At 60.5% G+C, this 21825-nt stretch carries 19 protein-coding genes; 8 read left to right on the top strand and 11 right to left on the bottom strand.

Features of this window, described 5'->3' with window-relative positions; all coding sequences use genetic code 11:
• Positions 1-1209, bottom strand: coding sequence for an ABC transporter substrate-binding protein (locus PL599_RS14795; protein WP_077984977.1), 1209 nt, complete (start codon positions 1207-1209; stop codon positions 1-3).
• 212 nt (positions 1210-1421) lie between these two features.
• Here PL599_RS14795 and PL599_RS14790 point away from each other — a divergent pair, with 212 nt between their 5' ends.
• Complete coding sequence (locus PL599_RS14790) at positions 1422-2339, top strand: LysR family transcriptional regulator (protein ID WP_077984978.1); 918 nt, start codon at positions 1422-1424, stop codon at positions 2337-2339.
• A 133-nt stretch (positions 2340-2472) separates the two neighbouring features.
• Positions 2473-3495, top strand: coding sequence for an LLM class flavin-dependent oxidoreductase (locus PL599_RS14785; RefSeq protein ID WP_269824569.1), 1023 nt, complete (start codon positions 2473-2475; stop codon positions 3493-3495).
• A gap of 49 nt (positions 3496-3544) precedes the next feature.
• On the opposite strand, the gene PL599_RS14780 is transcribed toward PL599_RS14785, so the two are convergent.
• A complete protein-coding gene (locus tag PL599_RS14780; RefSeq protein WP_269824570.1) occupies positions 3545-4663 on the bottom strand; it encodes a mandelate racemase/muconate lactonizing enzyme family protein in 1119 nt (372 codons plus the stop codon).
• A gap of 230 nt (positions 4664-4893) precedes the next feature.
• Here PL599_RS14780 and PL599_RS14775 point away from each other — a divergent pair, with 230 nt between their 5' ends.
• Entirely contained in the window at positions 4894-5568 is a 675-nt protein-coding gene (locus PL599_RS14775) for a GntR family transcriptional regulator (RefSeq protein WP_269824571.1), read from the top strand.
• Between the two features lie 109 nt (positions 5569-5677).
• Positions 5678-7147: a mannitol dehydrogenase family protein gene (locus tag PL599_RS14770; RefSeq protein WP_271359219.1), complete on the top strand. Its 1470-nt coding sequence runs from the start codon at positions 5678-5680 to the stop codon at positions 7145-7147.
• A 51-nt stretch (positions 7148-7198) separates the two neighbouring features.
• Here PL599_RS14770 and PL599_RS14765 read toward each other — a convergent pair whose 3' ends face one another.
• From PL599_RS14765 to PL599_RS14730, 8 genes are all read right to left on the bottom strand, one after another.
• Positions 7199-8044: an ATP-binding cassette domain-containing protein gene (locus PL599_RS14765; RefSeq protein ID WP_142913437.1), complete on the bottom strand. Its 846-nt coding sequence runs from the start codon at positions 8042-8044 to the stop codon at positions 7199-7201.
• Positions 8041-8880 (bottom strand): ABC transporter ATP-binding protein, encoded by an 840-nt coding sequence (locus PL599_RS14760; RefSeq protein ID WP_077984823.1) that lies wholly within the window; start codon positions 8878-8880, stop codon positions 8041-8043. Before PL599_RS14760 ends, PL599_RS14765 begins: the two co-directional genes overlap by 4 nt.
• A 3-nt stretch (positions 8881-8883) precedes the next feature.
• Entirely contained in the window at positions 8884-9798 is a 915-nt protein-coding gene (locus PL599_RS14755) for an ABC transporter permease subunit (RefSeq protein WP_080794364.1), read from the bottom strand.
• Positions 9795-10802 carry an ABC transporter permease subunit gene (locus PL599_RS14750; protein ID WP_077984821.1) on the bottom strand — a complete coding sequence of 336 codons (1008 nt, stop codon included), beginning with the start codon at positions 10800-10802 and terminating at the stop codon, positions 9795-9797. The genes PL599_RS14755 and PL599_RS14750 overlap by 4 nt, the downstream gene beginning before the upstream one ends.
• A gap of 61 nt (positions 10803-10863) precedes the next feature.
• Positions 10864-12468: an ABC transporter substrate-binding protein gene (locus PL599_RS14745; protein WP_077984820.1), complete on the bottom strand. Its 1605-nt coding sequence runs from the start codon at positions 12466-12468 to the stop codon at positions 10864-10866.
• 119 nt (positions 12469-12587) lie between these two features.
• On the bottom strand, positions 12588-13775 hold the full coding sequence (locus tag PL599_RS14740; RefSeq protein ID WP_269824573.1) for a M24 family metallopeptidase: 1188 nt from the start codon (positions 13773-13775) through the stop codon (positions 12588-12590).
• Positions 13776-14326: 551 nt separating this feature from the next.
• On the bottom strand, positions 14327-15076 hold the full coding sequence (locus tag PL599_RS14735; protein ID WP_003522480.1) for an SDR family oxidoreductase: 750 nt from the start codon (positions 15074-15076) through the stop codon (positions 14327-14329).
• A complete protein-coding gene (locus PL599_RS14730; RefSeq protein WP_269824574.1) occupies positions 15073-15687 on the bottom strand; it encodes a nucleoside 2-deoxyribosyltransferase in 615 nt (204 codons plus the stop codon). Before PL599_RS14730 ends, PL599_RS14735 begins: the two co-directional genes overlap by 4 nt.
• Before the next feature lie 176 nt (positions 15688-15863).
• Here PL599_RS14730 and PL599_RS14725 point away from each other — a divergent pair, with 176 nt between their 5' ends.
• The 4 genes from PL599_RS14725 (at position 15864) to PL599_RS14710 (ending at position 19959) form a co-directional block, all read left to right on the top strand.
• A complete protein-coding gene (locus PL599_RS14725) occupies positions 15864-16490 on the top strand; it encodes a ribonuclease D (protein WP_077984817.1) in 627 nt (208 codons plus the stop codon).
• Between the two features lie 83 nt (positions 16491-16573).
• The gene (locus PL599_RS14720) at positions 16574-17800 is read left to right on the top strand and encodes a hypothetical protein (protein ID WP_173991383.1); all 1227 of its coding nucleotides are present in this window, start codon (positions 16574-16576) and stop codon (positions 17798-17800) included.
• Between the two features lie 49 nt (positions 17801-17849).
• A complete protein-coding gene (locus PL599_RS14715) occupies positions 17850-18158 on the top strand; it encodes a hypothetical protein (protein ID WP_137412480.1) in 309 nt (102 codons plus the stop codon).
• A gap of 253 nt (positions 18159-18411) precedes the next feature.
• A complete protein-coding gene (locus tag PL599_RS14710) occupies positions 18412-19959 on the top strand; it encodes a hypothetical protein (protein WP_269824575.1) in 1548 nt (515 codons plus the stop codon).
• Between the two features lie 98 nt (positions 19960-20057).
• Here the strand turns inward: PL599_RS14710 and rpsA are convergent, their stop codons facing one another.
• Complete coding sequence (rpsA, locus tag PL599_RS14705; RefSeq protein ID WP_063947182.1) at positions 20058-21758, bottom strand: 30S ribosomal protein S1; 1701 nt, start codon at positions 21756-21758, stop codon at positions 20058-20060.
• Positions 21759-21825 lie beyond the last annotated feature (67 nt).

Here is a 21825-nt window from a genome sequence, read left to right as displayed (position 1 = left end):
TTACTGCGTTACCAGCGGGCAACCGCTTTTTGCGGGGTCCATGAAGGCTTCCTTACCGGGAATGGTGGCCAGCACCTTGTAATAATCAAAGGGCTGCTTGCTTTCGTCCGGCTTCTTCACTTCCATGAGATACATGTCGTGAATCATGCGGCCGTTGGCGGCGACCTGGCCATCCTTGGCGAAGACGTCATTGACCGGCATTTCCTTCATGGCCTTTGCAACGGCATCGGCATCGTCGGTGCCGGCCTTTTCGATGGCCTTCAGGTAGTGCAGCACGGCGGAATAGGTGCCCGCATGGACCATGTTCGGCATGGCGCCGGTGCGCTCCTTGAAGCGTTCGCCGAATTTGCGCGATTCATCGTCGCGATCCCAGTAAAAACCTTCCGTCAGCGTCAACCCTTGAGCCGCTTCGAGACCGAGGCCGTGAACTTCGGCGAGTGTGAAGAGAAGCGCCGCGAGCCGCTGGCCACCGGCGACGATGCCGAACTCGGCCGCCTGCTTGATGGCGTTGGAGGTATCGAGACCGGCATTGGCAAGACCAATGACCTTCGCGCCCGAGGACTGCGCCTGCAAAAGGAAGGAAGAGTAATCCGTCGTGGCGAGCGGATGTCGCACGGAACCCAGCACCTTACCGCCATTCGCCTTGACGAAATTGCCGGTGTTTTCTTCCAGCGAATAACCGAAGGCATAATCGGCGGTCAGGAAGAACCAGCTGTCGCCGCCCTGCTTGACGAGCGCACCGCCGGTGCCGACCGCCAGCGAATAGGTGTCATAGGCCCAGTGGAAACCATAGGGGCTGCACTGCTTGCCGGTCAGCTCGGTGGTGGCCGCACCCGTATTGATGGTGATCTTCTTCTTGTCCTTCGACAGCGCCTGCACAGCCAGACCCACCGACGACGAGGTCAGTTCCATGATCGAATCGACCTGTTCGGTATCATACCATTGGCGGGCGATATTGGAGGCGACATCCGCCTTGTTCTGATGATCGGCGGTCACCACTTCCACCGGCGCATCGAGCACCTTGCCGCCAAAATCCTCAACCGCCATCTTCGCGGCTTCATAAGAGTATTTGCCGCCGAAATTGGCGTAGACGCCCGACTGGTCGTTCAAAATGCCGATCTTGACCTTGCCGTCCGAAATCTCGGCGGCATAAGCGGCGGTGCCAGCGGCCAGCACCATGGCCGTGGATAAAACGATACTCTTGCGCATGACTTCTCCTCCCAGAGATGATTGCGAGCCTCAGATTGTCTGTGCAACGGTGAACGAAACCATTGCACCTGAACGGTCACACCGCCCTCCTCAAAGCGATGCATCCTGAGCCTAGACTTCTCGAATTCGGCCGTTGACACAAGAGCGGGGCATCATCAAATTGCGAACAGGAACTGTTCATTTTTGAACAGAACTTTTGATGGGAGACAAATATGGCCACCCCTTTCACCTGGGACGACCTACAATATTTTCTGGCCGTGGCCCGCACCGGACAGCTCTCATCGGCCGCCCGAAGCCTGCGCACCAGCCACGCCACCGTCTCCCGCCATATCGACCGGCTGGAATTTTCCCTGAAAACCAAGCTGTTCGAGCGCAATCCGCGCGGTTATGAACTTACGACCGTCGGGCGGCGGCTGGTCGATACCGTCGAGCGCATAGAGGCTGAAGCGGAAAGGCTGCAATCGGACATTTCCGAAAGCGGCAGCTTGCTGCGCGGCGTGGTGCGCCTTAGCGCGCCTGAAGGTTTTTCCAATTTTTTCTTCGTGGAGAGGCTGAAAGACTTCGCCGTCACCCATCCCCACATCATGGTGGAGATGGTGACGATCCAGCAAATCATGGCGCTGTCCAAAAAAGAGGCGGATGTGGCGGTAACGCTCGATCCGCCAAAGGCCGGTCCTTACATCAATGAACAGATCATCGATTACACGCTGCATATCTATGCCTCGCGTTCCTATCTCGCCGGGCGGCCGAAAATCGTAAAGCGCGAGGACCTGCTCGACCACTTCTTCATCGGCTACGTGCAGGACCTGATCTTCTCACCGGGCCTCGATTATATGCGTGACGTGCTGCCCGGTCTGCGGCCGAGTTTCCAGTCCTCGAGCATTTTTGCGCAGCTGACCGCAACGCTAAGCGGCAGAGGGCTTTGCATTTTGCCGAATTTCATCGCCGCCCGCTTTCCGGATCTGCAAATGGTGCTTTCCGGTGAAGTGGAGCTGCGTCGAGGCTATTGGCTGACGAGCCACCAGGACCTTGCCAACGTGCCGCGGGTGCGCTCGCTTATGGATTTCATTCTCACCACGGCCCGCGCCCACCAAAATCTCTTCGTGCTCGATCGAAAGACGACCGCTTGAGCGGCATCGTTCACATTTCGGCGACACCGTGTCTACCGGTGGCGAATTGGAGAACGCGCCCAACTGCTTATATGACTGACAACAACGAAGCTGGCTGGCAAAGCCGGCATCCTCCGACATCTGGAAGGTCATCATGAAAAAGATCGGATTCCTGTCCTTCGGCCACTGGACGCCCTCGCCCCAGTCGCAAACCCGCTCGGCTGCGGACACGCTGCTGCAATCGATAGACCTTGCCGTGGCTGCGGAAGAACTGGGCGCTGACGGCGCCTATTTCCGCGTGCACCATTTCGCCCGCCAGCTTGCCTCACCCTTTCCGCTGCTGGCCGCCGTCGGCGCGCGCACGAAGAAGATCGAGATCGGCACCGGCGTCATCGACATGCGCTATGAAAACCCATTCTACATGGCGGAGGACGCCGGTTCGGCCGATCTCATCGCCGGCGGGCGCCTGCAGCTCGGCATCAGCCGCGGCTCGCCCGAGCAGGTGATTGATGGTTGGCGTTATTTCGGTTTCCGCCCGGCCGAGGGCCAAAGCGAAGAAGACATGGCGCGCCAGCACACCGAAGTCTTCCTCGAGCTTCTGAAGGGCGAAGGTTTCGCTGAGCCGAACCCGCGCCCGATGTTCCCCAACCCGCCCGGCCTTCTGCGGCTAGAGCCGCATTCCGAAGGGCTGCGCGAGCGCATCTGGTGGGGCTCAAGCTCCAATGCGACGGCGGTCTGGGCGGCAAAGCTTGGCATGAACCTGCAAAGCTCCACCCTGAAGACGGATGAAACGGGCGAACCTTTCCATGTCCAGCAGGCGCAGCAGATCCGCACCTTCCGGAAAGCCTGGAAGGAAGCAGGCCATAACCGCGAGCCGCGTGTATCGGTCAGCCGCAGCATCTTCGCGCTCGTCAACGACCGCGACCGGGCCTATTTCGGTTACGGCAACGAAGGCGACGACAACATCGGTTATATAGACGACAAGACGCGCGCGATCTTCGGGCGCAGCTATGCCGCCGAGCCGGAAAAGCTGATCGAACAGCTGAAGGCCGACGAAGCCATCGCTGAAGCCGATACGTTGCTTCTGACCGTGCCGAACCAGCTGGGCGTCGATTACAACGCCCATGTGATCGAGACGATCCTGAAGCAGGTAGCGCCGGCTCTCGGCTGGCGATAACGGCTATTTCTCGAAATGAGTAAGGCGGCGCATTCTCTGCGCCGCCTTTTTATTTCACCGCCTTGCCGTAGAGGGCGAAGCTTTCAGCCAGCGGCGTGGTGCTCGCCCCCGGCTGCTCCGGCCGTTTGTAGACACCATCCCGCACATGGATCGGCTCTTCGAAATGATCCTTGATCCACGGAATATATTCGAGAACAGTCGAGGCCGGGTGCCAGTAGCTCAGATGCACATGCACCTGGCTCATCTCGCCGGCATGCGGCACAACGGGCAGGCGATGGGCAAGCGCCAGATCGGCGACCTGAATATACTCGGTGATGCCGCCGAGCCGGGTCACATCCGGCTGGACATAGGCGACCGCACCCGCATCGATGAATGAGCGGAACGCATCCACCGTGTAGAGCTGCTCCCCGAGCGCAATCGGAATGGATGTATTGCGCGCCAGCCGCGCATGGCTCGTCACATCGTCATACCAGAGCGGCTCCTCGAACCAGTAAATGTCCAGATCCTTCGCCGCCGCGCAGAAACGCTGGCAGGTCGGCAGATCCCACTTGCCGTTGCCGTCGATGGCGATGCGGATGGACGAACCGACACGCTTGCGCACGGCCGCAAGGCGGGCAATGTCGATATTCGGATCGTCATGCCCGACCTTGATCTTCAGGCGGGTGAAACCGTCTTCCTCCACCGCCCTTGCGCTGCCCGCCAGCAAATCTTCCAGCGCGAAGGAAAGCCAGCCGATATCGGTATTATAAGCCTCCACCGCCGCCGTGCGCGCGCCGCCGAGATAGTGCCAGAGCGGCACGCCCGCCTTTTTCGCCTTCAGGTCCCAGAGCGCAACGTCCACTGCCGCCAGCGCCAGATGGGTGATGCCCGCCCTGCCGACCCATTGTAGAGCCGGATAACGGGCCAATTTCGTCCAGAGCCTCGAATGCTCCGACGCATCCTCCCCCACCAGCAAGGGCGCGTAACAATCGCTGATGCAGGATGTGATCAGCCTGTCCGACGGCAGATGCGCGTGGGTGCCGGTAAAACCATAGCCCTCAAGGCCATCGCTGGTGGTGATTTTTGCACCGACGACGCCCCAATGGGTGATGCTATGGGTGGAATCGGAAATGGACTCCGATGTCAGCGGCAGGTGCAGGATGAAAGGTTCGACAGCGGTAATTCTCATGATCGGTCATTCCTCGATGCTTGATCGCTTCCGGGGAGGAATAGACGCCGCGCGCCGCGACCACGGGCCGCGAAGATGGCTTTCGGGAAATTGCCAGACCGCCCTCCTCCAGCAGCCGGCTTCCAATGACGGATAGAGCTAAAGCAAAAATGGCCTTTGTAAAATAAAAAATTTTTTATTTTTAATATTCTACCATTGCCAGTCCCGCAAAGCTGGGCGATGATGCCGCCATGAACTCGCTGGTCAAAGTCACGCTCGCCGAACAGGCGCATCAGGAACTGCGCGCGCGCATTGTCAGTGGCAGATTGCGCGGCGGCGAACGCCTGCTCCCGAACGAGCTTGCCGCCGATCTCGGCATCAGCCCCACGCCGGTCAAGGAAGCGTGCCTGAAACTCGAGGCCGATGGGCTGGTGGTCAATTCCTCCCGGCGCGGCATGGTGGTTCGCGATTTCACCGTGGAGGATGTGGAGGAACTTTACGCCGCCAGAATGCTGCTCGAAAAAGGTGCGGTGGAAGTGGCCTTCGATGCCGGGCAACTGGATGGAGCCCTGCACGCGGAGCTTCTGGAAAGCCTTGCGAAACATCGCGAATTCGCCAAAGGCTCGACGCTCGACGAATTGTCGAAAGCGCTTTTTTACGACCGCAGCTTCCATGCGACCCTTGTGTCGGCGGCGCGCATTCCGGTCATTTCCGGCTCGCATGAGCGCATTCTCGACCAGACCCACACGGTTTTCGTCTCTATCCTCGGCGATTACGCCCGCTCGGTTGAGGAGCACCAGAATATCGCCGATGCCATCGCCGCCGGCAGCAAGGCCCAGATCGTCGATGCCCTGTGGCGGCATCTCGAGCGCAGCCGCCAGAATACGCTGCGCCAGGTCCGGCTGCTCAAAGAGGCCGGCGCCTGATCATTCCGCATGTAAGGGGAGGAACCGACATGATGCGCCACAAGCCGGATGCCGCAACGAGAGCGGCGCAAGCCACAACCGCCCCGTTCCGCATGGGGATTTTGCATCGATGACAGATCGGCTTTCCGCTGCAACCCTGCCCCGCCTGGCGCAATCCGTCACGACACCCGCCTATGACCGTCAAAGCGTCACGCCCGGCATCGTCCACCTCGGCGTCGGAGCCTTTCATCGGGCGCATCAGGCGGTTTTCATCGACGATTGCCTTAATCGCGGCGAAACCCGATGGGGCATCGTCGCGGCATCGCTGCGCAGCCCTGATACGCGCGACGCCATCGAGCCGCAGGATAATCTCTACACCTTTTGCCTGCGTGACGGTGAGAGCGAGCGCCTGCGCGTGATCGGTTCTATTCTCGAAACCATCGTCGCGCCGGAAGAGCCTGAACGGCTGTTGGAGCGGATGGCCGATCCGCGCGTCCTCATCGTCACCCTGACCGTGACGGAAAAAGGTTACCTGACCAATCTCGCCTCCCGCAGCCTGCTGCGCGATCATCCCGATATCGTCCATGATCTCGAAAACCCGGAGCGGCCGCGCTCCATCATCGGCTTCATCCTTGCGGCCACACGGCGCAGGCGTAAAGAGGGTTCCCGGCCCCTGACGCTCCTTTCCTGCGACAACCTGCCCGCCAACGGCCATGTGCTGCAAAAGATTCTGCTGGAGTTTGCGGAATTGACCGATCCGGAACTGGCATCTTTCATCAGAACCAATATTGCCTGCCCCTGCTCGATGGTGGACCGGATCGTTCCCGCCACCACGGATGCCGATCGCGAGGCGATTTCGACCGCACTCGGCCTCAGCGACGCCTGGCCGGTGGTGGCCGAACCCTATTTCCGTTTCGTCATTGAAGACCGTTTTCCGCATGGAAGGCCGGCGCTCGAGAAATCGGGCGTGGAATTCGTCGGCAATGTCGAGCCATACGAGCATATGAAGCTCAGAATGCTGAACGGCTCCCACAGCGCCATCGCCGCCATCGGCCAGATTGCCGGCCTTGCGACGGTGGCGGATGCATGGGGTGAAAAGCCCGTGCGCGATTTCATCGATGCCTATTGGCGCGAGATCGAACGGACGCTCGACCCCGCCGTCGACGGGGTGGAATTCGCAGACGGCCTGCGGGAGCGTTTCGCCAACCCCTCATTGCAGCACAAGACCATGCAGATCGCCTCCGATGCGTCGCAGAAAGTGCCGCTGCGCATTCTTGGCCCCTTGCGCGAATTGCTTGCGGAGAAGGCTGAAAGCCGGGCGGTCATTTTCGCCGTCGCGCTCTGGATCAGGTCCTGCGCGGACAAGAATGAAAAGGGGCAGCCGATCACCATTCTCGATCCCGCTTTCAAGGAGTGGGATGCGCCGGATCAACTGGCAATGACGCCGGATGCAGTCGTCGACCGATTTTTGACTTTCGAGCGCACATTTGGCAGCGACCTGCCCAGGAACGAAACCTTCGTCCTAGCGCTGAAAGCCGCCTATCGCGACATTCGGGAACAGGGCGCGCTTGCGGCAATCGAGCGTTTCCTGAAGTCCTGAAAAAAGAACAGGCCGGAAATCCGGCCTGTTCTTAACCTCGGTCGTCAGCCTTCAGGCCGTCGCTGCCAGCCGTGCCGCCTTGCGGCGTTCCACGCGGGCGCGGATGGCATCGACATCCGTAATCGGCGTCGCGGCGAAAAGCTGGCGGGTATAGGGATGCTTCGGATCGGCGAAGAGTTCCTCGCGCGTGCCCTGCTCCACCGCCACACCCTTCGAAATGACCATCACATCGTCGGCGATGTAACGCACCACCGAAAGATCGTGGCTGACGAAAACATAGGTCAACTCGAATTCTTCCTGAAGGTCGGCGAGAAGGTTCAGCACCTGCGCCTGCACCGAAAGATCGAGCGCGGAGACCGGCTCATCCAGCACCAGCAGCGCCGGGTTCAGCATCAGTGCGCGCGCAATGGCGATGCGCTGGCGCTGGCCGCCGGAGAACATGTGTGGATAGCGGTTGAAATGTTCAGGACCGAGACCGACCTTCACCAGCATGGCTTCGGCCCGCTCGCGTCGCTCGGAAGCCGGCATCTTGGTATTGATGACCAGCGGCTCCATCAGGACGTCGCCCACCTTCTGGCGCGGATTGAGGCTGCCATAGGGGTTCTGGAACACCATCTGCACCTTGGAGCGCATCTCCGTATCGGGACGGCGCCTGGCGATATCGACCGGCTTGCCTTCGATCTTGAGTTCGCCGCCGGATGCCGGATCGATCAGCGCGATGATCCGCGCCAGCGTCGATTTACCGGAGCCGGATTCACCGACGATGGCGAGCGTCTTGCCGCGCTCGACGGTAAAGTCGATACCCTTCAGGGCCTGCACCGTCTTGGCGCCGCCGAACATGCCGCCGGGAACGTGATAGTCGCGGGTAATGCCCTTGCCTTCGACAACGATACTCATTGAACGCCCTCCTTGCCGAAGAAATCGGAAACCGTGGGCAAACGGTCGCCGGTGGCATTTTCCGGCAGGGCCGAAAGCAGTGCCTTGGTATAGGGGTGCTGCGGGGCTTCGAACAGGCTCAAGACATCCGCCTCCTCCATCTTGCGGCCCTTATATTGTACCACGACGCGGTCGGCGGTTTCCGCCACGACGCCCATGTCATGGGTGATGAGAATCAGCGCCATGCCGTATTCTTCCTGCAGATTCATCAGCAGATCGAGGATCTGCTTCTGGATCGTCACATCAAGGGCGGTGGTCGGCTCGTCGGCGATCAGCAGGCGCGGCTTGGAGGCGATTGCAATCGCGATCATCACGCGCTGGCACTGGCCGCCGGACATCTGGTGCGGATAGGCCTTGAGCTTGGTTTCCGGCTCGGGAATGCCGACAGCCCGGAACAGTTCAAGGGCGCGGGCGCGCGCGGCAGCGCCGCTCATGCCGAGATTGAGGCGCAGAACCTCCTCGATCTGGAAACCCACCGTGAAGGACGGATTGAGCGAGGCGATGGGCTCCTGGAAGATCATGGTGATCTCGCGGCCGATCAGCCTGCGGCGCTCCTGCGGCGACATGGCCAACAGGTTCTTGCCGTCGAAGGTCATCTCATCGGCGGTAATCGTCGCCGTATCGGGCAGAAGCCCCATGACGGCGAGCATCGATACCGACTTGCCGGAACCGGACTCGCCGACGATGGCCAGCACTTCATGCTTGTCGACAGAGACGTCGATGCCGTCGACGGCCGTAAAGGCGCCGGTGGCGGTGGCGAATTTGACGGTGAGGTTTTTGATTTTCAGCAGGCTCATTGCTCAGCTCCGCTTCAGTTTGGGATCGAGCGCATCGCGCAGGCCGTCACCCATGAGGTTGATGGCGAGCACCGAGATCAGGATCGTCAGGCCCGGAAGGGTCACGACCCACCAGGCGCGCAGGATGAACTCGCGCGCTTCCGCCAGCATCGTTCCCCATTCGGAGGCGGGCGGCTGCGCGCCCATGCCGAGGAAGCCGAGAGCGGCGGCATCGAGAACCGCAGACGAGAAGGAGAGCGTCGCCTGAACGATCAGCGGTGCAAGGCAGTTCGGCAGGATGGTCTTGAACATCAGCCGGAAATTGCCGGCACCGGCCACGCGGGCGGCGGTGACATATTCTCGTCTCAACTCAGTCATGACGGCCGCACGCGTCAGACGCGCAAAATGCGGTTGGTAGACGATGGCGATCGCAATCATGGCATTGGTGAGACCCGGCCCGAGGACCGCAACCAGCACCAGCGCCAGAAGCAGCGACGGAAACGCCAGAATGACGTCCATGACGCGCATGATGACGGTGTCCACCCAGCCGCCGAAGAACCCGGCGACAAGACCGATGACGATGCCGCCGACAAGGGCGATGGAGACGACGACGATGCCGATGAACAGCGAATATTGCGCACCATAGATCAGGCGGGACAGCATGTCGCGGCCCACCGCGTCGGTGCCGAAGAAGAAGGCGGCACGACCGCCTTCCTGCCAGACCGGCGGCACGAGCAGCGCATCGCGATATTGTTGTGTCGGATCATGCGGGGCCAGGATAGGCGCGAAGATCGCCACCAGCACAAGCAGGATGAAGACGGCAAGCCCGATGACGGCGCCGCGGTTCTGGCGGAAATAGAACCAGAAATCGGCAAGCATCCGGCGGCGGATGGCGGCGTCCGAAAGGCGGACGCCGGGAGTGGTGGTCACATCGGTCATTTGTGACGGATCCTCGGATTGATGAGGCCATAGGTCAGATCGACGAGCAGGTTGACGATCATCACCAGACCCGCAATCAGGAGCAAGCCGCTCTGCACGACAGGATAGTCGCGGCGCGAGATGGAATCGATCATCCACTTGCCGATGCCCGGCCAGGAAAAGATGGTTTCGGTCAGGATGGCGCCCGCCATCAGCACGCCGATCTGCAGGCCGATGGTGGTGATGACCGGGATCATGGCGTTGCGCAGCGCATGAATGCCGACGACACGGGCTGGAGACATGCCCTTGGCGCGGGCGGTGCGCACATAGTCCTCACCCATGACTTCCAGCATGGCCGAGCGCGTCTGGCGCGCAATCACCGCCAGCGGAATGGTGGCGAGCACGACGGAGGGCAGGATAAGATGCGAAAAGGCCGACACGAAGGCGCCCTTCTGGCCCGAAATCAGACTGTCGATCAGCATGAAACCGGTGACGGAGGGGAAGAAATACATCAGCGAAATGCGGCCCGACACCGGCGTCCATTGAAGAATGCCGGAGAACATGATGATCAGCAGCAGTCCCCACCAGAAGATCGGCATGGAGAAGCCGACAAGCGCGGTCGTCATGGAAATCTGGTCGAACCAGGAACCGCGACGGATGGCAGCGATGACGCCGACCGGCACGCCGATCAAGGTTGCGATGATGATGGCGACGAGACCAAGCTCGACCGTCGCGGGGAAGAGCGACAGGAACTCGGTCAGAACCGGCTTCTTGGTAACCAGCGAATTGCCGAGATCGCCCTGAAGCAACCGTCCGAGAAAATGAAGATATTGTTGCCAGATGGGCTGGCTGAAACCGAGTTGTTCGGCAAGCTGCGCATGCCGTTCGGGTGAAATGCCGCGTTCGCCCGCCATCAGCAGCACGGGATCTCCCGGCAGGACGCGCACGAAGGAGAAGGCGACAAAAGTGATCCCGAGAAATGTCGGAACGAGATAGAGAAGTTTGCCGAGAATGAACCGGATCATGGCTTTTTCCTGAAAAGACGCGCGGAAGAACAGGGTCCTTCCGCGCGTCCGTTGTTTGGGATTATTCCGCGATGTCGACGTTTTCGAAGGTGAAGTCGCCAAGCGGGCTCATGGTGAAGCCGGAGACCTTGGCGGACATGGGAACGAACTGCGTGGAATGCGCAAGCGTCGCCCACGGAGCCTGTTCCTTGAAGATCACCTGCGCCTGTTCGTAAAGCTTGGTGCGCTCGGCAACGTCAGTCGCCTGCTTCGCCTTGGAAATCAGGTCGGAGAACTCCTTGTTGCACCACTGCGCACGGTTCGTGCCGCCTTCGCCTGCCGAAGCGCAGGAGAGCAGAACGCCCATGAAGTTATCAGGGTCACCGTTGTCACCGGTCCAGCCGAGGATGACGGCGCCGTCGCGGTTCACTTCCGTCGACTTCTTGAGATATTCACCCCATTCATAGGAGACGATCTCGGCCTTGACGCCAACCTTGGCGAAATCCGCCTGGATGAGTTCGGCGGTTCGGCGCGCGTTCGGCATGTAAGGACGCTGAACCGGCATTGCCCAGATCTTCATCGACAGATCCTTGACGCCAGCGGCTTCGAGAGCCTTTTTGGCCGCTTCCGGATCGTACGCATCGTCCTTGATGCTGTCGTTATAGGACCACATGGTCGGCGGGATCGGGTTCTTGGCAACCTGACCGGCGCCCTGGAACACGGCGTCGATGATCGCCTGCTTGTTCATCGCCATGTTCAGCGCCTTGCGCACTTCCGGCTTGTCGAAAGGCGCAACGGTGGTGTTATAGGCGAAATAGGCGACGTTCAGACCCGGCTGTTCGTCGAGCTTGAGGTTGGAATCGGCGCGGATGGCGGCAAGATCGGCCGGAGCCGGGTACGGCATCAGGTGGCATTCGCCGGCCTTCAGCTTCTGCAGACGAACGGCGGCGTCCGGCGTGATCGCGAAGATCAGATCGTCGATCTTCGGTGCTTCACCCCAGTAGTCGGCGTTCTTCTGGTAGCGGATGACCGCGTCCTTCTGATAGGCGACGAACTTGAACGGGCCGGTGCCGATCGGCAGGTTGTTGAAGTCTTCCTTGGTGCCGGCCTTTTCCAGCGTATCGGCATATTCCTTCGACACGATGGAGGCGAAAGGCATGGCGATATTGGCGAGGAACGGCGCTTCCGGACGCGTCAGCACGAACTTGACGGTGTAATCGTCGACCTTGACGATGTCCTTGATCAGCGACGGCATTTCCATGGAGTTGAAATATTCGTAGGTGATGCCTGCGATATACTGGTTCCACGGGTTCTTCGCATCGCGCTGGCGGTCGTAGCTGAAGATCACGTCATCGGCGTTGAATTCGCGGCTCGGCGTGAACTTGTCGTTGGAGTGCCACTTCACGCCCTTGCGCAGGTGGAAGGTATATTCCAGACCGTCGCTCGAAACTTCCCATTTTTCGGCAAGGCCGGGCTCAACTTCGGTCGTGCCCTTCTTGAACTCGGTCAGGCGGTTGTAGACCGGATGCGCGGAAGCGTCGAAGGTGCCGCCGGCGGTGTAGGGCGACGGATCGAAGCCTTCCGGCGATGCCTCGGAGCAATAAACGAAGGTCTTCGCCATGGCGGGCATGGCGGAAGTGATCGCAATCGCAGAGGCGATAAGCAAACTGCGGGTCAGCGTTTTCATCTGGTGGTCCTTTCCCTCTTTTTCTGAGTTCCTGCGGCCCCGTCCGGGGGCCTACCTCTTCTGGTCAGCAGCGACGCGGGAGCCCCATGTCGCCGTTCGGTCCTTTGCCTCCCGACCAATTACCCGGCGACCGGCTGAAACAACCGGTCGAGGTTCTTCTCCGGCGGGCAGAACCAGCGCGGTCCCGCCTCCGTCATATAGGCTATGTCTTCGAGACGGACGCCGCATTCGCCATAAACGCACAGCATCGGCTCGATGGAAAAACACATGCCCGGCTTAAGCGCCGTGGTGTTTCCTGCAACGATATAGGGTTCTTCGTGAATATCCAGCCCAAGCCCGTGGCCGGTGCGGTGCGGCAGGCCGGGAAGCTGATAATCCGGGCCGAAACCGGCCGCTTTCAGGCTCTCGCGCGCGGCCCTGTCCACATCCGAACAGGCAGCGCCGACTTGGGCTGCGGCAAATGCCGCCGCCTGCGCGTCGCGCTCGGCGTTCCAGAGGAAACGCTGCCGTTCCGTCGGTTTGCCGAAGACATAGGTGCGGGTGATATCGGAACGATAACCGTGAAGAATGCCGCCGAGATCGACCAGCACCATATCGCCTTCGCTGAGCGTCTGCGCATGGGGCACGCCATGCGGATAGGCCGTCGCCTCGCCGAACTGGACGGCCACGAATAGCGGCTTCAGGCCAAGGGCAATATGCGCCGCGTTGACGAAATCGGCGACTTCCGTGGTGGAAACGCCGGGACGCAGCCCTTCGAAAACGGCCTTCTGCACGCGGTAGCTCGCGTCCATCGCCGTCTGGATGATGGCGATCTCGGCTGCGGATTTGACCTGCCGCTGGGCGACGATCATCGGCTGGGCGGAAATGATGCGGCCTTCCAGACGTTGCATGAGGGCCGATGCGAAGACAAAGGGGGTGGCGGGATCGATGGCAACAAGATGACCGGGACAGGCCAGCGCCTCAATGCGCCTTGCCATCAGGTCGAAGGGGCTTTCATCCTCTTCCCAGACGGCAACCTCACCCAGAATGCGGATGAGCGTCTGAAGCTTCGGCTCCTCGAAGGTCGGACTGACATAGACCGGAGGGCCTTCCGACGGCACCAGGGCGCCATGAATGCGCTCGGAAAGACCAAGCGACAGGCCGGTATAATATGTCAGCGACGATGATGCATCGAGCCAGACCGCCTTGATATTTTGCTGGATCATTCGCGCCTGCAGGCCGCGTAGCCGCAACCTGAGCTCGTCTTCAGCGATCGATGAAACCGCGATCGGCTGAAACCGCTTCAGCGTCTCTAGAAAGTCTGCCATTCTCTCCCCGCCGCTTTCGGGCCGCAGACACAGGCGTGCCGGCAACCTCCCAAGCGTTCTTTTGCACATGCTTAAACACAGGGCGGGGGCTAAGCAATGGCCCGGCCGGGCGCACCACGACAAAACTGTGCAAATTTATCTAGACATAACGGAAATGTGATCGACGCACGCCTGATTTCAACACGCGTTGCCTTGACGGAGAAATTCAAAATCCCCTGGAAATCCAAGGGCGATCACGGCTCGCCCTCGGCACTGAGCCGGCGCGCAGGAAGTCGTCAGCCAAAAATATTCAAGGAAACCACGCCCAAAAAGGAAAAAGCCTGCCGCGGGAGGAGGTGCGGCAGGCTTCAAACTTGATCGGCGATTGGGAGGAGGAGTACCACCGATCCGCATCGAGCAACGCTGGGAGGAGGAGTGCGTCGCTTCGATGATTTGAATATAGCGGTATCCGTGATTTTTAACAGAGCAAGTCTCGCAATGCAGCATTGCATTTCTGCATAGCTCGACAATTCCTGCCCGGTTTTTCAGCACTCCCCGGAATCGTGGGAAAATCAGCTTTCCCGATAGACCTGGAAACCGGCGAAGGACTGGTTGACCGGCATGAGTTCGAGGCTGTTGATGTTGATGTGCTTGGGCTGCGAGGCGACCCAGTGAATGGTGTTGGCAATATCGTCCGCCGTGATCGGATTGACGCCCTTGTAGAGATTGTCCGAGGCTTCCTGATTGCCGCCGGTGCGCACCAGCGTAAATTCCGTTTCGCACATGCCGGGCTCGATGGACGTCACCCGCACGCCCTTGCCATGCAGGTCGGAACGCAGGCCAAGCGAAAACTGCCGCAGGAACGCTTTGGTGCCGCCATACACATTGCCGCCCGTATAGGGGTAATGTGCCGCCACTGACGAGAGGTTGACGACAATACCCTTGCGCCCGATCAGCGTCGGCAACAGATGATGGGTGATGTTGAGGAGACCGGTGATGTTGGTGTCCACCATGGTCTGCCAGTCTTTCAAGGGCACCTGCGGTGCGGGCGCGGTGCCGAGTGCCAGACCGGCGTTGTTGACGAGAACGTCGATATCCCGAAAGCCCTCCGGCAACCCGGACAGCGCCTTTCCAGTCGCCTCCTCGTCGGTGATATCGAAGGCGAGGCCATGAAAGGCGGAGCCGAGTTCAGCGGAAAGCGCCTCCAGCCGCTCCGCCCGCCGACCCGTGCCGATGACCTTCCAGCCCTCCTTGACGAAGCGCCGCGCCGTGGCCTGTCCGAAGCCGGATGTCGCGCCGGTGATGAGGATGGTTCCGCTCATGATGATGCCTCCACTCTATTCGTTTTTTCAGGGTCAATCGGTGTCAGTAACTTTTCGGCCGCCGCCGCGAGACAGCGCCTGTAGGCCTCGAGATTCGTATACAAGGCCTCTTCGGGAGCATCGCCAATGATGATGACGCCGCCGCGCCGCAAAATCCCGCCATGCAGCATGAGATTGTCGACCATGTCGAAATTCTCGATCGACAGCCCGTCCGGCCCGCGATAACGGCCCGTTTCATCCAGAGTGGCGACGCCGCCATAATGCGCCTTGATGCGGGTGAAGTGATTGGCCGCAACATTGGTATAGGCAAAGACCGGCTTGCCCAGCGCGCACATGAAGCCCAGTTCATAGCTGGTTCCCGTATCGGCCGCGATGCCGCGAAACGGCGTGAGATTGGCGATCACCGCATCCGCTTCCAGCATCATCCGCTCATCGACGGCATTGATGTTGCAGCCGTGACCGACCCTGGTATCCGCCGGCGGGATTTGCAGATCGCCCGGCGAAAGCGGCGTGAAACCGGCTTCCCGCGCCAGCGAGGCCTTGAGATCGAGCATTTCGCGCGCGTTCGGCAGGAAGACTTCCGGTCCGGCGAGATAGATTTTCTTTGTCATCAGGAATTCATGCGATTTGTCAGGAAAGAATGTCTGACCCTAACCCGGGGACTTTCGCAAAGGCAAGTACCAAGGGCGGTGGAGCGCGATGCGCTGGGCGGGCCGATAAAACGGTATCGTCCCGCCGCTCTTTCCGTTATAGCCGGAGCAGGAAACTGGAATTTCTGGAGCAGGACATGGCAGCACCCATCCGTTACCACGAAGGCGATATTTCCGCCGAAGATGCCGCGCGTTACAACGGCGCCATCGCAATCGATACGGAAACGCTGGGACTGGTGCCGCGCCGCGACCGCCTCTGCGTCGTTCAGCTTTCGCCGGGCGACGGCACCGCGGACGTCATTCGCATCGCCGCCGGCCAGAGGCAAGCGCCAAACCTCGTGCGGATGCTTGCCGACCCCGCCCGCCAGAAGATCTTTCACTATGGCCGTTTCGATATCGCTGTTTTGTTCCACACCTTCGGCGTGACGACCACGCCGGTCTTCTGCACCAAGATCGCCTCGCGGCTGACCCGCACCTATACCGACCGGCACGGGCTGAAGGATAATCTCAAGGAAATGCTGGAAGTCGATATTTCCAAGGCCCAGCAATCTTCCGACTGGGCTGCCGAGACCCTGTCGCCGGCCCAGCTCGAATATGCAGCCTCCGACGTGCTGCACCTGCACGCGCTGCGCGACAAGCTGACGGGGCGTCTCGTGCGTGACGGCCGCCTCGACCACGCCGACGCCTGTTTCGCCTTTCTGCCGACCCGCGCGAAGCTCGATCTCCTCGGCTGGGAAGAAACCGATATTTTCGCCCATAGCTGAGCCTTCTGCCGCTTCGTTTAAGCACTGATTTACCAGAATTGCCTATTCTCGGCCGCAACTTTGGGCGGCCGGGGATTTTCCAGATGATTACTCCGTTACAGCGGACGGCGGGCATTGCAGTCAGCGACCTCATGCGCTCGATGGTTGAAACTATCGAAGAACGCCAGCGCGAAGAGCAGGAAAAGGCCAACGGCACCAAAAAGAACGATGCGGTCAAGACAAACCCGCTCCCGGACGAAAGCCAGCGCGCCGCCAACGAGAAGATAAGCGCCTATCTCTTCGGCGCCATGAAACTCGATCCTGACGCTTTCTTGTCCCTCATCTCCCGGTTTGTTTCTGCGCTTGGCGTCACGCAGGAAGCAAACGAATCGAGCTTTGCCTTCGCAAGCCGGCTCCAGGACGCGCTTACGCTGACCCAGTTCGAAAAATCCGACGCACTGGGAAATGCCAGGAAGATTTCCCTGATATCCTTTGGCGTTTCGGAAGCGCAGGTCGTGGATGTGCTGAACAACGGCGCCAACGCCAAGACCGCCCCCATGGCCGCGCTTGCCGCCCGCATTGCGAAGGGCGCAGGCCTGACCGGCACGGAAGAGGATTTCGGCGAGCAGATGTCGAATGCCATCATGGCGGCGCGCGCGACCCTGCCGAAAAACGTCGACGATCTGGAAGAATCGACCGGCATCAAACAACTCGGCGTCTCCGCCCGGCAGATGATCGCCGCCATCGCCAACCCCTATGGCGATGAGGCGCGCGCCGTTAAGGACGCGCTGAACCACCAGACGCAGAGCGCCAGTTTCATGACGCGTGAAACCCTGAAGGTCATCCAGCGTCTGGAAGACGTCGCCGACCCCAAAACCAAGGAAGAGTTGCAGGCCGAACGTGGTGAAGAACGCATCGGCGAAATCAACGATGCCGAAGTGAAGGCCGAAAGGAAACAGGATATTCAGGCCCGCGATGCGCAGGGCAAGCTTGACGACGTTAAAGAGCTCCAGGACGTCGTGAAGGAGCATATCGATGCTTCCGGCGACGAAAAAACGGCAGGCGACGACCCGCAGGCGCCGGCCGACACGTCATCGGAAACGACACTGATCTCCGTACTTGCAGCTGCGCCCGCTGAGCAGGCCGCCCCGGCGGAAACCGAAAATGTGCCCGCGGAGACAGACACCGGCCGCAATCCGGCCGAGACGGAAACGGACGGCCAAAAACTGCTCGATGCACAGGCGCTTGTCGAAGACGCCCGCAGAGCCATTTTGCCGATCTCGATCGACGACAATGGCCTTTATGAACTGCTGAAGAAGAAGGCGGCATGATTGCCGCTCCCGATCATTCCCTTGAACAAAACATGATGTGAGTTCAGACATGACCGATATTTCCGGCCTGGCTGGCAGCGCCGCTTACGACACAGAACCCAATGCCGCGCAGGCGCTGCTATCCATGGCCGCCCCGCCGCTCGTCCCCGATGATGCGGCCTTCACCGCGCCCGCTGAGGAAGCCAGCCCCATCGACCCCGCGAACGCTCAACCCGAAAGAAGACTTCCCAAGGCAAGCTGGCTCGACGCCATGCCGCCGGAAGCTTTTGAGACGGCACCCAGCGATCCCGACCATATTTCCTCTGTCAATTCCGACGATAACGGCCTTTACCGGATGTTCATCGGCGTTTCTCCCTAACGGACGCCAATTCGTTGGTTAGCCAAATCTTAATATCTGCAAGCCAAGATTGAGCTTGATGATTCTGTATGCGCTGCAACCGGCATTGCGGCCAGAGGCGTATACGGCGCTCCCGCATGAGCGGGCGAGATGACACCTGTCCATCACCGGCGCGGCGATTTTTTCAACATTCAAGCCAGATGCGGATCACAGAGCCAATGGGGATTGGCCCTTTCGCCGCCAGCGGCGGTCACCGATAGAAACGGAGCGCAGCATGTTACCGCCTGTCGCGAAAATTGCGGCAACCGACGCCGCCTATGGAGCCACGGTTTCACTGACACCGCGCGAGCAGGTGAAAGAGATCGCACCGCCATTGCCGAGCACCCCCGCCCCTGAAAACAGCAGCCTTTTTGCCCGTGCGGCAATCGCCTCCCTTACCAGTGAGTTTCAGCTCTCGCGCAGCACCGCGATTCTCGCGGAAGCACTCGGCAAGCTGATGAACCTGCCCCGGCGGGATGGCGAGGCCATAGAGACCTATGTGACGCGGCTGACGGAAGCGCTCCGCACCCTGCCGGCGTCACAACGCCTGGCGTTGGAACAGCAGGTCGGCAAGGCCCTGCAGGGTCTGACCCTTTCGATGCTCGCCGAAATCCTGAAACAGCCGACCGGACCGGATGCCGCCCGCCTCGCGCTACTGGTCGAGCTTTCCCGTTACAGGGGAATGGATCTTGCGGCGAAGGCGGTGATTTCCTCCTATCAGCAGAACAATTCCTCCAATCCCGCGCCCGCGCAATCGGCCCAGCCGAAACAGCAGAACGCGCAGAGCCAGAATGCGGAAGCTCGCCCGTCTCCGGCCGCGACAGCGCAGGCGGCAAATTCCGCCACCGTCAGCCGGCTCCTGCCGCTGCTCATCGGGCCGCTCGCCCTCAGCGGCGCAGCAATGAAAGCAACGGTGGCGGCGCTAACGGCGCAACTGGACCCCCGGCCTGCGCCTTCCACTCCGCCTGCCGACACACTTGAGATGCCGACCAATGCCGCAAAGCCGGATGGAAGAGCCGAAAACGCGGCACGTCCGCTTCCGCCACAAACCGGCAGCGTGACGAAGGAAGTATCGGCCGAGGTCCGCCCGGCAAATCCGCCCCGCGCCGAAACGGGCGAAGCCCGCCCCGCCCTTCCGCATCGGGAGACGATGAAGCCGGAGCAGAAAGAAATCCGCACGGGATTTACCCCGCCATCCGGTCCGCTCGCGGACGACGCCGAGACCGTGAACACCCTGCTGCTTGCCGCCACAGCCGGCAAGCTTTCTGCCAAGGCAGCCGGTACACAGCAGCCTCTGCCCGCGCCGCAAAGTGGCGCACAGCAACCGCCCGACGACCAGGCCGCTGAAAAAACCACCGTCGCAACGGCCGCCGCCCGCCCCTCGGGTGAAGAAACGGAGACGGCGACCCATCGTCCAGAAGCCCAGCCCCTGCCGCGCGCCACACTGGACCCGGAAGCGAGAATGGCGATGCTGGAGCAATCGGCTTCGCAGTCATTGATCGCCGCCGCCCTGGTAAAAGACGGCACGCCGCTGCCGCTCATCGCCTATCCGCCGGCGGACGAAGACTATGAATCGGAAACACCGCCACGCGGAGGCGGTCCCTTTTCCGAGGATGAGGCGGAAGGTGAGGCCGAGACCGAGGCTGAAAATTCCGATGGTCAGGATGATACGGAAGAACGCATTGCTGCCAATTACCCGACCGACGAGCAGGAAAGCACGCCTGCAGCGGCTTCCGACGACAACGCGGAAAATTATTATCTCAAGATGAGCGGCATGCTCTGACAAGCGGGGGCCATTGCCCGCCCACCGGCGCTACCTGGGAGCAACAAAAAACCCGCCGGAAAATTCCGGCGGGTTCTTCATTTCAAAGATCGGAGCGATTATTCGCCGCGGTTCTTCAGAGCCGCGCCGAGGATGTCGCCGAGCGAAGCGCCCGAGTCGGAAGAACCGAACTGTGCGACGGCTTCCTTCTCTTCAGCGATTTCCAGAGCCTTGATCGAAAGCATGACCTTGCGGTCCTTCTTCGAGAAGTTGACGACGCGGGCGTCGACAACCTGGCCAACCGAGAAGCGCTCAGGGCGCTGCTCGTCACGATCACGGGAAAGGTCCGCGCGACGGATGAACGAGGTGAGGTCTTCGTGGTTGACGAGCTTCACTTCGATGCCGCCATCGTTGACCGCGGTGACTTCAGCGGAAACGACTGCGTTCTTACGCAGGTCGCCGGAAGAAGCGGCTTCGCCAACAGCGTCCTTGCCGAGCTGCTTGATGCCGAGCGAGATGCGTTCCTTCTCAACGTCAACGTCGAGAACGACAGCCTTAACGACGTCACCCTTGTTGTACTCTTCGATGACCTGCTCGCCCGGACGGTTCCAGTCGAGGTCCGACAGGTGAACCATGCCGTCGACATCGCCTTCGAGGCCAATGAACAGGCCGAATTCGGTCTTGTTCTTGACTTCGCCTTCGACTTCCGTGCCAGCCGGATGGCTGTAAGCGAATGCCTGCCACGGGTTTTCAAGCGTCTGCTTGAGACCGAGCGAGATACGGCGCTTGGACGGATCGACTTCGAGAACGACAACGTCAACTTCCTGGCTCGTGGACAGGATCTTGCCGGGGTGTACGTTCTTCTTGGTCCAGGACATTTCGGAAATGTGGATCAGGCCTTCGATGCCCGGCTCCAGCTCAACGAATGCACCGTAGTCGGTGATGTTCGTGACCGTACCGGAGATCTTCTTGCCAACCGGGTACTTGGCGGAGATGCCATCCCACGGATCCGACTCGAGCTGCTTCATGCCGAGCGAGATACGGTGGGTTTCCTGGTTGATGCGGATGATCTGAACCTTGACCTGCTGGCCAATGTTGAGGATTTCCGAAGGATGGTTGACGCGGCGCCATGCCATGTCGGTGACGTGCAGCAGGCCGTCGATGCCGCCGAGGTCAACGAACGCACCGTAATCGGTGATGTTCTTGACGACGCCGTCAACAACCTGGCCTTCTTCGAGGTTCTGAACGATTTCAGAACGCTGCTCGGCACGGGACTCTTCGAGAACCGTACGGCGCGAAACAACGATGTTGCCGCGACGCTTGTCCATCTTGAGGATTTCGAAGGGCTGCGGGTTGTGCATCAGCGGGGTAACGTCGCGGATCGGACGAATGTCGACCTGCGAACGCGGCAGGAACGCAACAGCGCCGTCCAGATCGACGGTGAAACCACCCTTGACCTGGTTGAAGATGACGCCTTCGACGCGCTCGCCAGCTTCGAACTTGGCTTCGAGCTTGACCCAGCTTTCTTCGCGGCGAGCCTTCTCACGCGACAGAACAGCTTCGCCGAGAGCGTTTTCGATGCGCTCGACGTAAACTTCGACTTCGTCGCCGACCTTCAGCGTGCCGTCCTTGGACTTCGCGCCGAATTCCTTGAGCGGAACGCGACCTTCGACCTTGAGACCGACGTCAACGATCGCGACGTCCTTCTCGATTGCCGTTACGATACCCTTGGCAACATAGCCTTCGGCAAGATCGTTCGAGGCAAAGGATTCTTCGAGAAGCGCTGCGAAATCGTCGCGCGTGGGGGTAGATACTGACATGAAATCTCCTGAATGCATCCGCGTGAGCGCGAATACAAAGCGCCGGTGGGCTAGTGTTGTTGATACC

The sequence above is a fragment of the Agrobacterium sp. ST15.16.055 genome (genome assembly GCF_027956555.1).
Classification (GTDB): Bacteria; Pseudomonadota; Alphaproteobacteria; order Rhizobiales; family Rhizobiaceae; genus Agrobacterium; species Agrobacterium salinitolerans.
This window is presented reverse-complemented; position numbering and strand designations above follow the sequence as displayed.

Bases quoted from the DNA above. Each gene is read 5' to 3' on its own strand.
- PL599_RS14715 (WP_137412480.1), top strand. From the start codon at position 17,850: ATGACCGATATTTCCGGCCTGGCTGGCAGCGCCGCTTACGACACAGAA.
- PL599_RS14760 (WP_077984823.1), bottom strand. From the start codon at position 8,880: ATGAGCCTGCTGAAAATCAAAAACCTCACCGTCAAATTCGCCACCGCC.
- PL599_RS14735 (WP_003522480.1), bottom strand. From the start codon at position 15,076: ATGAGCGGAACCATCCTCATCACCGGCGCGACATCCGGCTTCGGACAG.
- PL599_RS14790 (WP_077984978.1), top strand. From the start codon at position 1,422: ATGGCCACCCCTTTCACCTGGGACGACCTACAATATTTTCTGGCCGTG.
- rpsA (WP_063947182.1), bottom strand. From the start codon at position 21,758: ATGTCAGTATCTACCCCCACGCGCGACGATTTCGCAGCGCTTCTCGAA.
- PL599_RS14710 (WP_269824575.1), top strand. From the start codon at position 18,412: ATGTTACCGCCTGTCGCGAAAATTGCGGCAACCGACGCCGCCTATGGA.
- PL599_RS14775 (WP_269824571.1), top strand. From the start codon at position 4,894: ATGAACTCGCTGGTCAAAGTCACGCTCGCCGAACAGGCGCATCAGGAA.
- PL599_RS14745 (WP_077984820.1), bottom strand. From the start codon at position 12,468: ATGAAAACGCTGACCCGCAGTTTGCTTATCGCCTCTGCGATTGCGATC.
- PL599_RS14720 (WP_173991383.1), top strand. From the start codon at position 16,574: ATGATTACTCCGTTACAGCGGACGGCGGGCATTGCAGTCAGCGACCTC.
- PL599_RS14750 (WP_077984821.1), bottom strand. From the start codon at position 10,802: ATGATCCGGTTCATTCTCGGCAAACTTCTCTATCTCGTTCCGACATTT.
- PL599_RS14770 (WP_271359219.1), top strand. From the start codon at position 5,678: ATGACAGATCGGCTTTCCGCTGCAACCCTGCCCCGCCTGGCGCAATCC.
- PL599_RS14765 (WP_142913437.1), bottom strand. From the start codon at position 8,044: ATGAGTATCGTTGTCGAAGGCAAGGGCATTACCCGCGACTATCACGTT.
- PL599_RS14730 (WP_269824574.1), bottom strand. From the start codon at position 15,687: ATGACAAAGAAAATCTATCTCGCCGGACCGGAAGTCTTCCTGCCGAAC.
- PL599_RS14755 (WP_080794364.1), bottom strand. From the start codon at position 9,798: ATGACCGATGTGACCACCACTCCCGGCGTCCGCCTTTCGGACGCCGCC.
- PL599_RS14725 (WP_077984817.1), top strand. From the start codon at position 15,864: ATGGCAGCACCCATCCGTTACCACGAAGGCGATATTTCCGCCGAAGAT.
- PL599_RS14785 (WP_269824569.1), top strand. From the start codon at position 2,473: ATGAAAAAGATCGGATTCCTGTCCTTCGGCCACTGGACGCCCTCGCCC.
- PL599_RS14795 (WP_077984977.1), bottom strand. From the start codon at position 1,209: ATGCGCAAGAGTATCGTTTTATCCACGGCCATGGTGCTGGCCGCTGGC.
- PL599_RS14740 (WP_269824573.1), bottom strand. From the start codon at position 13,775: ATGGCAGACTTTCTAGAGACGCTGAAGCGGTTTCAGCCGATCGCGGTT.
- PL599_RS14780 (WP_269824570.1), bottom strand. From the start codon at position 4,663: ATGAGAATTACCGCTGTCGAACCTTTCATCCTGCACCTGCCGCTGACA.